The sequence below is a fragment of the Paenibacillus sp. GQ49 genome (assembly GCF_059759055.1).
On record NZ_JCAXEL010000013.1, the window covers coordinates 149,343 to 160,102 of the forward strand.

At 46.0% G+C, this 10,760-nt stretch carries 9 protein-coding genes; 3 read left to right on the top strand and 6 right to left on the bottom strand.

From position 1 onward, the window contains the following. Positions 1-26 precede the first annotated feature (26 nt). The gene (locus AC6CIF_RS21365; protein ID WP_036605792.1) at positions 27-695 is read right to left on the bottom strand and encodes a succinate dehydrogenase cytochrome b558 subunit; all 669 of its coding nucleotides are present in this window, start codon (positions 693-695) and stop codon (positions 27-29) included. 295 nt (positions 696-990) lie between these two features. Between AC6CIF_RS21365 and AC6CIF_RS21370 the strand changes: the two genes are divergently transcribed. Then, complete coding sequence (locus AC6CIF_RS21370; RefSeq protein WP_074096338.1) at positions 991-1,914, top strand: LysR family transcriptional regulator; 924 nt, start codon at positions 991-993, stop codon at positions 1,912-1,914. Positions 1,915-1,970: 56 nt separating this feature from the next. Here the strand turns inward: AC6CIF_RS21370 and AC6CIF_RS21375 are convergent, their stop codons facing one another. Then, positions 1,971-2,642: a potassium channel family protein gene (locus AC6CIF_RS21375; RefSeq protein ID WP_498201459.1), complete on the bottom strand. Its 672-nt coding sequence runs from the start codon at positions 2,640-2,642 to the stop codon at positions 1,971-1,973. 54 nt (positions 2,643-2,696) lie between these two features. Beyond that, the gene (locus tag AC6CIF_RS21380) at positions 2,697-4,016 is read right to left on the bottom strand and encodes a TrkH family potassium uptake protein (RefSeq protein ID WP_498201476.1); all 1,320 of its coding nucleotides are present in this window, start codon (positions 4,014-4,016) and stop codon (positions 2,697-2,699) included. A gap of 445 nt (positions 4,017-4,461) precedes the next feature. Between AC6CIF_RS21380 and AC6CIF_RS21385 the strand changes: the two genes are divergently transcribed. Continuing rightward, positions 4,462-6,159 (top strand): CPBP family intramembrane glutamic endopeptidase, encoded by a 1,698-nt coding sequence (locus AC6CIF_RS21385; RefSeq protein ID WP_498201460.1) that lies wholly within the window; start codon positions 4,462-4,464, stop codon positions 6,157-6,159. On the opposite strand, the gene uvrC is transcribed toward AC6CIF_RS21385, so the two are convergent. Together uvrC and trxA are read right to left on the bottom strand one after the other, a co-directional pair. Then, complete coding sequence (gene uvrC / locus AC6CIF_RS21390) at positions 6,128-8,215, bottom strand: excinuclease ABC subunit UvrC (protein WP_498201461.1); 2,088 nt, start codon at positions 8,213-8,215, stop codon at positions 6,128-6,130. The genes AC6CIF_RS21385 and uvrC overlap by 32 nt on opposite strands. 473 nt (positions 8,216-8,688) lie before the next feature. After that, positions 8,689-9,006: a thioredoxin gene (gene trxA / locus AC6CIF_RS21395; RefSeq protein WP_017692451.1), complete on the bottom strand. Its 318-nt coding sequence runs from the start codon at positions 9,004-9,006 to the stop codon at positions 8,689-8,691. A 264-nt stretch (positions 9,007-9,270) separates the two neighbouring features. On the opposite strand from trxA, the gene AC6CIF_RS21400 reads away from it, so the two are divergent. Continuing rightward, the gene (locus AC6CIF_RS21400) at positions 9,271-9,426 is read left to right on the top strand and encodes a hypothetical protein (RefSeq protein ID WP_017692450.1); all 156 of its coding nucleotides are present in this window, start codon (positions 9,271-9,273) and stop codon (positions 9,424-9,426) included. A 127-nt stretch (positions 9,427-9,553) separates the two neighbouring features. Here AC6CIF_RS21400 and dnaI read toward each other — a convergent pair whose 3' ends face one another. Then, complete coding sequence (dnaI, locus tag AC6CIF_RS21405; protein ID WP_036605787.1) at positions 9,554-10,504, bottom strand: primosomal protein DnaI; 951 nt, start codon at positions 10,502-10,504, stop codon at positions 9,554-9,556. Between the last annotated feature and the right edge of the window lie 256 nt (positions 10,505-10,760).

Below are 10,760 nucleotides of genomic sequence, written 5' to 3' on the forward strand. Positions count from 1 at the left end.
TAAGTCAGCATTTATACGCTAAATGCTTAAATTAGAACTGTTTTTACTGCATCAATCATCGAAGTAGCTGTCTGGAAATCAATGCTCCGGAAAGCAAATAGTGAAGCAATAAACATGATGGAAACAATAGCGAACAAGCTCATACATACGTAAGAGGATACACGCTGCGCACGCGGACCAACTGTAATTCCCCAGCTAACGAGGAACGACCACAGACCATTGGCAAAGTGATATGACGCCGCAACCACACTGATCATATATATCGCAAAGGTTATCGGATTCGTTACTGCATCATGTATAACGCCGCCAATCTCTTCATGGGATACATTACCCAGCGCAATCTGTACTCGCGTCTCCCATACATGCCAGATGACGAATACAAATGTAATAATACCGCTTACCCTCTGTAACGTGTAGCGCCAGTTGCGCTCATTACCGTAACGCCCAACGTTAGGCTTGGCCTGATAGGCAATGTAAAGACCATAAACACCGTGATAGAACAACGGCAGCCAGATAAGTAATGCCTCAATTACAATAACAAGAGGCAAACCGTTCAGAAATGCAACGGCACCGTAAAAAGCTTCTTTGCCGCCTTCAACTGCCGTGAAGTTCGTCACCAAATGCTCAACAAAGAACAGACTGAGCGGAATGACGCCAAGCAAGGAGTGCAGCTTTCTGGAGTAAAACCCTTTCATAAAATGTCGATCCCCTTTCGCTAAATACAACGTTTTCATAAATGATTTCACTTATCATGACACGAATCCTTTTCCCTGAAAAGGTTCGACAAATTGTTCCGTTTTCCCCAGGTGTGAACAACTTGTGTCACGATTCATGTTACTCCTTTTTTTCTTATAAGGGAATTGCAATATAATTATTAAATGTTATAACCTATAGGTATAAGCAGTGAAACATTGGGTTTACAGGCTATACAACATGGAAAACGATTAAGCAAGGGCAAGAATCACATTCATGGAAAAGAGGTTATTGTTCATGTTTGAGGAGTTAAATGCATTTGCAGCGGTCGTGGAGCAGTCCAGCCTGAACCGTGCATCCAAGTTACTAAACTTGTCCCAACCCGCACTCTCACGTAAAATTGCCAAATTGGAGGATGAACTCGGGGTTGCCCTGTTCCACCGCCGTGGCAAACGGCTGGAGTTAACCAGTGTGGGCCAGTTCACCTATACCTACGCTGTAGAACAGAAGCAGCAGCAACAGAAGTTCCTCACCATGCTGGCCCAGTATAAAGACGAAGAACAGAGCACCATTACACTCGGAGCCAGTCTGACGACGCTTCAAACTACGTTACCACCTCTCGTCAATGCCTTTATGGAGAAACATCCAAATGCCGAACTGAAACTGTTGACGGGTAAAACACATGAGATTGTCTCGTTTGTGCGTGACAAAAAAGCCGATGTGGGCATTGTCGCCTCCTCCATCAGCGAAGTGGGGCTTAACTGTGTGCCGCTCTTTGACGATCACCTGGAACTGGTTGTGCCGCTTACACACCCCTTGTCCGGCAAGGAAGCCGGGATGGAGCATTTGCAGGATCTGCCGATGATTACGTTCTCCAAAGGCACCTGGTACCGCAAATTAACGGACGATCTCTTCCAGCGCTGTGCCGTGATGCCGGATATTCGCATGGAGATTGACTCCTTTGAAGCGATCATCCGACTTCTGCCTTCCGCCAAAGCAGCTGCTCTATTGCCCAAGTCATATCTTCGTCCACAATTGCTCGCAGACAATGATCTTGTTTCTGTTCATTTGCCTCAATTACAGCAGACCCGCAGAACAACTTGCATGATCTATGGGGAAAAAGAGGACCTCAGCGAGACCTCCAGACAATGGGTCAAGGAGACGGCTGCACTCTTTACAGCTAAGGCGCCATTGCCCTCACGGAGGACTACGACGCCTTAGTTTTGAATCAGCCAGGCTCTAACGCCTGGCTCTTCCATTTTAACTTATGATAATTATCAGCTCTCCTGGCTGATAACCTCTTCTTCAAATCGGTCGATATCTGCATTATTACCAATAATGACCATGATATCCCCCATTTGAAGCGAATCCAGTGCCGTCGGAGCGATAATAACCCCGGCTTCCTTCTGTAACGCTACAATGCTGCAACCAAAACGTACGCGTGCATTCAGGGTCGAAAGGGTTTTGTTGTGCAGACAGGCGGGTACCTTCATCTCGACAATACTGTAATCATTGGATAATTCAATGTAATCCAGCAAGCTCGGGGTAACCAGCTGGTGGGCAACCCGAATGCCCATATCCCGCTCTGGATAAACGACACGATCAATCCCCAGTTTATCCAATGCTCGTCCGTGAAGGACGGATATGGCCTTGGCCACGACCGTCTTGACGCCCAGTTCTTTTAACAGGATGGCAGTGAGAATGCTCGTCTGAATATCATCCCCAATGGCTACGATGCAACAGTCGAAATTTCGAATACCCAGGGAGCGCAGCACTTCCTCATCTGTGGCATCAGCTACAACGGCATGGGTGACCAGTTCACTTATGTCTTCGACGACTTCTTCATTTTTATCGATCCCGAGCACCTCGTAGCCGAGTTCCATTAATTCCTGCGCCAGACTGGAGCCAAACCGCCCAAGCCCAATCACCGCAAACTGCTGTGTTTTCATTGTTCTTCACGAACCCCTTATCCAAATCAATTTCATAACTCACTAAAAATAGATTTATCCAATAATCATTTTGCCTTCCGGGTACCTGTATAACTCTTTACCCTTTTTCTGCCCAAGTGCATACGCTAATGTGATCGGTCCAAGCCTTCCTGCAAACATCGTAAAACAGATCAGGAGTTTCCCCAAAGTAGTCAGCTTCAGCGTCAGTCCGAGCGATAATCCGACAGTACCAAAAGCTGATGTCGTTTCAAATAAGATCATCATAAAACTGGCGTCTTCTGTGGTACTCAGTGCCATCGTTACAGCTATGATGAACAAAAGCGCCAGCAATGTAATGGTAAGCGCCTTGAAAATCCGTTCCTGTACGAGCCGATAGCGGAAAAACACGATATCTTCACGTCCACGCATCATGGCGATGACCGCTCCAGCCATAATCATAAATGTCGTTGTTTTGATCCCGCCTCCGGTAGAACCCGGCGAAGCACCAATGAACATCAGAATGATCATAAAGAACTGTGTTGCCTGTCTCAGCCCGGCAATATCTACCGTATTAGCTCCTGCTGTTCGCGGCGTAATGGATTGGAAGAATGAACCGAGAATTTTGCCACCCCAGTTCAGGCCACCCAATGTCCGGGGATTGCTGAATTCAAATACGAAAATGACAAGTGCACCAAACACAATCAACAATCCAGTTGTTAACAGTACAACTTTGGAGTGCAGAGACAGCTTCCGTGTTTTACGGTAATCCACCAGGTCTGACAACACCACAAAACCGATACCGCCAGAGACAATGAGGAACATTGCTGTAAAATTAACCAACGGGTCATACACATAACCGGTCAGACTGCGGAACTCCCCAAACATATCAAAGCCCGCATTGTTAAACAAGGAGATCGCATGCCAATAGCCATAATAGATCGCCTGTCCGACCGGCATGTCGAACGACCAGCGGATGGCAAACAGTGTGCCACATATGCCTTCGATAATGAGTGAGTAAATCACAACTTTACGAATCAGCCGGACGATGCCCTCCATCGTGCTTTGATTCATCGCTTCCTGTAGAATCAACCGCTCTCTAAGCGAAATCCGCCGTTTGAACGCAATGGCAACCAATGTGGACATTGTCATGAAGCCCAGTCCGCCAATCTGAATCAGAATCGCAATCACAACCTGACCCAGCACAGAGAAATGAGTCCCTGTATCAACTACAACCAAACCAGTGACACAGACGGCCGAAGTTGCGGTAAAAAGCGCATCAATAAATGCAAGGCTGTCGCCGTTTCGGCTGGATGCCGGAAGCATTAACAACAGTGTGCCTACCAATATGATGCCAGCAAACCCTAACACAAGAATACGGGGTGGCGATAATCGCATCCATTGAACATTCAGTTTCACTTGAGTATCTTCCACCTCTTCTAAAATGAAAATAACTCCACACCGGTGGAGCCTTCTTCATTTGAAATGCTGTTGCCAAACGTTAAACAAGTATGATTCAGATTAATACGACATATATAATGAAGTTGGAATATATTCTATTCGTTCCCTTGTTGGGCGAAAGAAATGCGAATCATTGCACATTTGCTTCAAAATTATAAGCGCTGCGACGTTTGTAGACAAAACGTTTTTTGTGTAAATAGCATCGAATTCCGCCAAAAAGGGAAGAACTCAGATATGGCGACGGATGGATCAGATTCTTTCGGTCCTTTTCATTCATTTTCAAGGATTTACACCTGTTTTCGTTACATCATTGGCATTCGGTGCTTGGCCTGTGCTATGTTAACTTTAATATCCATATTAGATTAAGGAGGAACACCATTACATGAATCCCTTAGGGCAGCCTTTGCTACTCAAGGCTAACTTCAAGCGGCTGGGGTTGCTTGCGGCGATTGGCCTGATTCTATTTTTTGTATTTCAGATCTTTCCAGCTACCTCATCACAAACGACAGAAATTCCGTCCACGTCCTTCATAACCAAGGAGCAGGCGAAGCAATCCGCACGATCATTCGCAGCCTCTGTGAATGACTATACACTGCCAAATGATGATGAAAAAACTCTGGTAACCTACCAGACACATTCCGATATCTATGGGTATATGGCCAAAACCAAACAACTTGATACCTATAACCAGAAATGGGAAACAAACTATCCTTACGATGTATTCCGCGTTCGTTTGCCTGATCAACACAAAGGCGGATATCTTAATGTTGACGTACATATGAAAACAGGAAAAGTGGTCGGCTTCAAACGGGAACTGCCTTCTTCCCTGTATACCGCCATTGAGGCGGAGCAGGTTAGTGGACGAGTGACCACATCGCAAGTACTTGCTGAAGGCAATATATCTCTGGACGAGAAACAACAGCTCGCGGCTGGCGTTCTGTCCGAATTCGGTTATGAAGTGCCAACACTTCAACTGGATACTCGCGATGGTGAAGCGGGTCTGAAGTATACAGATTCTGCAAAAGCCATTGGAGACTCCAAGCTTGAACTGAACTTTACGTTTGAAGAGGGGGCGGTACGATCCTTCGATCCTGGCTTCTCGGTCCCTGAATCCCATACCGATTATGTGAAAGATCAAACGCGTCAAGCCAATTGGATGACCTATGGCGGCTATGCATTCCTGACCTTTGTTCTGGGCGTGCTGGCAATCATCTATAGCATTCTGACCCGAGCACATACGTCTTTCAAACGCGGAATCATTCTCTCGCTGGTGTATTTCGCAGCTTCAGTAATTGGTACGCTGAACATGATTCCACTCTTTCAGGCACAAGGGCTCTCCAGCTTCATGTTAGCGTTCCTGATGTTAATGCAGACGGGTATTACACTGGTCATGAGTGCAACCATCTATCTGTCCCTTGTTGCAGGTGATGGCATGTGGCGTAAAATAGGTCTGAACCCATGGCCTCGTGCCAAAGAACCCGGATATGGAAAATATGTACTTCACAGCATGGTTGCTGGTTACCTGTGGGCATTCATTCTACTGGGTGTGCAATCCATCCTGTTCTTCATTCTGGAGCGAAGCATCGGCACATGGTCAACAACTTCAGCAGATCAATCTACATTTAATATGACCTATGCCTGGCTCTTCCCGATCATGGCCTGGATGGCCGGTATTGGTGAAGAAACCGTCTATCGACTGTTCGGAATTCGCATGATGCAGAAGATTGTGCGTAACACGTTTATTGCCTGTCTGATCCCAACCATCATTTGGGCACTTGGACACACATTGTATCCGATCTATCCAGTAATCACCCGTCCCATTGAGCTGATGGTGATTGGATTGCTGTTCAGTCTGATCATGTTGCGTCACGGCTTCATTGCCGTTGTATTCGCGCATGTGATCTTCGACAGCTTGTTGATGGGACTCAGCTTGGTCTTTATGGGCGATGCCCTGAATATGGCTGCCGGACTCTTCTGGATTGTACTGCCGGCCATTGTTGGATATGTGGTCTACAAATTCAATCCAAAACAAAAAGAGAAGCCGTATGTTACGACTCCTCATCACGAAGTGCTGCAATAATCTGATTTGCCAACTTGTCACCAATAGATAGAGGCCGGAAGTCTTCGACGCTGGCCTCTTTTATTTTGCGCAAAGAGCCAAAATGCTTCAACAGCAACTTACGCCGTTTTTCTCCAATTCCCGGAATGGCATCCAAACGTGATGTCACCATCGATTTGCCACGCTGTTCCCGGTGGAACGAGATCGCAAAACGGTGGACCTCTTCCTGTATCCGTTGCAACAGGTAGAATTCCTGACTATCCCGTGGCAGGGAGATGACTTCTGGTGGATTACCGATCATCAACTGTGAAGTCTTATGCTTCGCATCCTTCACCAGACCACATACCGGAATAAACAACCCCAGCTCATTTTCCAAAATATCGACCGCAGCCGAGATCTGTCCTTTACCACCATCGACCACGATCAGGTCAGGCTGGGTCAGGTTTTCTTTTAATACCCGCTCGTAACGGCGACGGATGACTTCTCGCATGGTTTCATAATCATCCGGTCCTTCAACCGAACGGACCTTGTACTTCCGATATTCCTTCTTATCCGGTTTACCATCGGTAAATACAATCATCGCAGATACCGGGTTCGTACCCTGGATGTTCGAGTTATCAAACGCTTCAATACGGTGAAGCTGATCCAATCCAATAAAACGTCCCAGTCCTTCGGCAGCTTTGGATGTCCGTTCTTCATTTCGCTCAATCAAACGGAACTTCTCTTCCAATGCCACACGTGCGTTATCCACGGCCATAGTGATCATCTGGCGTTTCAATCCACGTTGCGGGATGAGCACTTTGATCTCCAACCACTCCTGTAAAGCAGCGGCAACCTGAGTGGGGTCTTCCAGACCTGCAGGAAGTTTCTCCGTTGAATCGGTTGTATCCATTATTGGAGCATCCTCTTGCATACTGTCAGGCTGTTCACCTTCAGCCTCAGCGGAACCTCCGTAAGCTGCAAGAGTCTCAGCAACCATTGGTTGGAAAGCGTTACTGTGCTCTACTTGTCCCGTCTGATCAAACTCTACCGTAACTGCGGCAGGTACCGATTCATCAGCATCAGAACCCGTATCCAAACTGTCGTTATCCGTTGCAAGATCCTTGGGCATTTCCGGCAACAAAATCTCTTGTGGCAATGCCGGATTATCGCTGTAATACTGTGTTACGTAAGACATGAAATCACTGTACGCCTCACCGTAAAACGGGAAGGTTGATACGTGACGTTCAATCATTTTACCCTGACGCATATATAGAATCTGGACACACATCCAGCCTTTATCAATGGCAAAACCAAATACATCACGGTCTCTGGCGTCGGCCATCGTAATTTTCTGTTTTTCCATCATCGCATCGATGGCGATTACCTGGTCGCGCAGTTCCTTTGCACGTTCAAAATAAAGATCCTCCGCAGCCTCTTGCATCTTACGCTGCAGATCCTTCTTAATCTCTTCGTGACCGCCGCTCAGAAATGAACCAATCTCTTGTGAAATCTGATCATATTGCTCCTTCTCCACTTCCTTCACACAAGGGGCAAGACACTGTCCCATGTGATAGTACAGGCAGACTTCTTTGGGCATTACACCACATTTGCGCAGTGGATACATGCGGTCGAGCAATTTTTTTGTTTGGTGTGCCGCATACGAGTTCGGATAAGGTCCGAAATATTTGGCTTTATCTTTCAGCACACGCCGGGTTACTTCCAGCCGGGGGTGCTTTTCATTTGTAATTTTAAGATATGGGAATGTCTTGTCATCCTTAAGCAACACGTTGTACCGCGGCATATGTTTCTTGATCAGGTTACACTCCAGAATGAGTGCTTCCATGTTACTGCCCGTCACGATATATTCAAAATCACGAATTTCAGACACCAGACGCTGGGTCTTTCCGTTATGACTGCCGATAAAATAAGAGCGTACGCGGTTCTTCAGCACTTTGGCCTTCCCTACGTAGATAATGGTGCCTTCACTGTTCTTCATCAGGTAACATCCAGACATGTCTGGCAGCAAAGCGAGCTTGTGACGAATCTGCTCCAATGCTTTCTCCTGATCCTGCAAATCATTCATGAATTGGTCCATAATTCGGTGAATCCTCCTTCCCGAAAAAAATATAAATAAAAGGTTACACTAAGCCATTCTGATTACAGTACCGTCTTCCAATCCGTTATCGGATTGTCTCTGAGTCACCTTTTTTATAAGAAGAAACTAAAGATAATTCACACTGACACTACGATGACAGAACAACCTTCCAATCCCTGTTATCCCCAGATTTTTTTCATTCCCTTTTCTCAAGGGAAAAATCTGTTGATAAAGGGGAACGCTTCGCTTCTTCAGGTTTTTTCTGTCCTCTCCGTTACTGTGTAAATAATTAGTTCCATCTATATATCAGAGATGAATCCGGGATAAACGCGAGCACTTCGCTTCTCCAGATCGGTTCTGTACTCTACATTCAAGTGTAAAAAATATTTTTACTTTATATTGTCCTATATAAAGGTATTCGACGCAAAACGCCCCCGGCATGTAAACCGGAGGCGTATGTGTAAGCCTGTAAATTATTGGTGTTTTGCGATAATTCCTTTGAGCGCATCTTTCGAGTTCAGACCAACCACTTTATCTACCGGTTGACCGTCTTTGAAGAAGATCAAAGTTGGAATGCTCATTACGCCAAAGCGGGAAGCAGATTCCGGATTTTCATCCACGTTAACTTTAGCAATTTTCACTGCATCGCCAACTTCTGTGGACAGCTCTTCCAGGATTGGAGCGAGCATTTTACAAGGACCACACCAAGGCGCCCAGAAATCAACAAGAACCGTTCCTTCGCCTTCTACTTCAGCGTTGAAGGATTGATCGGATACGTTAACAATAGCCATGAAATTGTCCTCCTTATATATACTTACGGTTTTATTTTAACCTGTAACGTCGTGAACGACACTTCCAGTATAACACAGGTACGTCAAACTTGTGAATTGAACGCTGCAATGTTCATCTTCCCAACATCAAATCTTCACAATTACAGGATGTGGCATACCAACTGCAAAATCTTTACAAACGCTTTCTTTTCCAAGTATACTAAAATTACTCCGGGTTTCAGCCCCCATACGGGCAAGCTGTATTCCCCATAAGGAGGCAATAACATGGATGCAAATGTGCGGATCAGCGACCCGCGTGAACATGTGAACGAGGAACCCCGCAACGATCTATTTGATCTGATCGCGGGTGTTGCCGGCATGGCCGGCCTGATGACAGTGATCTTTTTCGGTATGGTTATCTTCAAATTCCTCACCGAATAGGATGCTTCCAGGCTCACGCAGGACCAGAAAAGCCCGGTTTTCGCGACAATGCGAAAGCCAGGCTTTTTTTGGGACTATTTATCGTTTAAAAAGTATGATTTGTAGATCAGACCAAAAGACTAACCAATTAACGTTTGCCACGCTGATTCTCACCCCGAACGGAGATGACATCCACGAATGGACGAATCCGGTCCATGAGACGCTGGCCTTTATTCATTTCCTCGCCATCCCGATTGGTGAAACTAAGATGTTTCTCCAGCCCATCCAGATTGTAATTGGACGTATAGAACGTTGGTTTGCGATTCATCCGATAGTTCAGAATGGACCCCATCACATGATCTCGAACCCAAGGGTTTAGATTCTCTGCCCCGATATCATCAAAGATGAGCAGATCACAACTTTTCAAAATATCCGTCATTTCCTTCAGCTTCTGCCCTTCACTGATCATGGATTTCAGATCCTCCACAAAGTCAGGCATATAGATAATGACACCCGTGTGGCCTGCAACCGCCAGTTCATGCAGCAGATAACACATCAGAAACGTCTTACCCGTCCCGAATGTTCCTTCCAGAAACAGTCCTTGCGGAGATAATCCATTCTCCTTGGTCTCGCTAATATAACGAAGCACCTGATTTACTGCCGGAGCACGCATCCGATCCTTGCCCATAATCTCCACGTCGTTGTATCCGGCACTGAGCGCACGCTCGTCCACATAGAAACTGCGAATGCGTTGCTTAATAATATGTTCATTTTGCCGGGCGATATGTTTGGAACAAGGTGCTTTTATATCTATGATTTCGGGTTTACCGTTAAAATGTTCTACTTCCAGTTTGCAAAAGTGGCCCTGAAAATCGTTAGGACAGTTGTCGAGTCCCGGACAATTCGCACAGTTCTTAGAGTCTTTGGCGTACTGAAACAGCTTGCTCAGATCGGTCATGAGCTGTGCATCTTGCAGTTCAGGATGACCTGCGCGGAATTCGCGTACGTACGGATTTTCCATCAATTCCGCCGCAATCCGCCGCGATTGCTCACGAAAGGCAGGGTTCAGCTGCTGAAGCAGTCCTCCCAAGGATTCCATGGCTTCAAGCCCCCTTAATGTTTCAATATAGAATGAACAATGAAGTGTACCTGTGACCATCTTGATGGCATAGGAACTTTCGATCATTTGCAATTCTACTGTTCATTCTATAGAAAAACAACCAATAACTCAACTCATAGATCTGGTAAATAGCGTAACCCTTCTGCCACCGTACGTAATGCCTAGTTTATAGTACACTTGCAGTCCTGTACCTTTTAGTGTGTGTTCAAAAGTCCGTTTTTCGACTCTATAAACA

Bases quoted from the DNA above. Each gene is read 5' to 3' on its own strand.
- AC6CIF_RS21400 (WP_017692450.1), top strand. From the start codon at position 9,271: ATGGATGCAAATGTGCGGATCAGCGACCCGCGTGAACATGTGAACGAG.
- uvrC (WP_498201461.1), bottom strand. From the start codon at position 8,215: ATGGACCAATTCATGAATGATTTGCAGGATCAGGAGAAAGCATTGGAG.
- AC6CIF_RS21380 (WP_498201476.1), bottom strand. From the start codon at position 4,016: ATGCGATTATCGCCACCCCGTATTCTTGTGTTAGGGTTTGCTGGCATC.
- dnaI (WP_036605787.1), bottom strand. From the start codon at position 10,504: ATGGAATCCTTGGGAGGACTGCTTCAGCAGCTGAACCCTGCCTTTCGT.
- trxA (WP_017692451.1), bottom strand. From the start codon at position 9,006: ATGGCTATTGTTAACGTATCCGATCAATCCTTCAACGCTGAAGTAGAA.
- AC6CIF_RS21365 (WP_036605792.1), bottom strand. From the start codon at position 695: ATGAAAGGGTTTTACTCCAGAAAGCTGCACTCCTTGCTTGGCGTCATT.
- AC6CIF_RS21370 (WP_074096338.1), top strand. From the start codon at position 991: ATGTTTGAGGAGTTAAATGCATTTGCAGCGGTCGTGGAGCAGTCCAGC.
- AC6CIF_RS21385 (WP_498201460.1), top strand. From the start codon at position 4,462: ATGAATCCCTTAGGGCAGCCTTTGCTACTCAAGGCTAACTTCAAGCGG.
- AC6CIF_RS21375 (WP_498201459.1), bottom strand. From the start codon at position 2,642: ATGAAAACACAGCAGTTTGCGGTGATTGGGCTTGGGCGGTTTGGCTCC.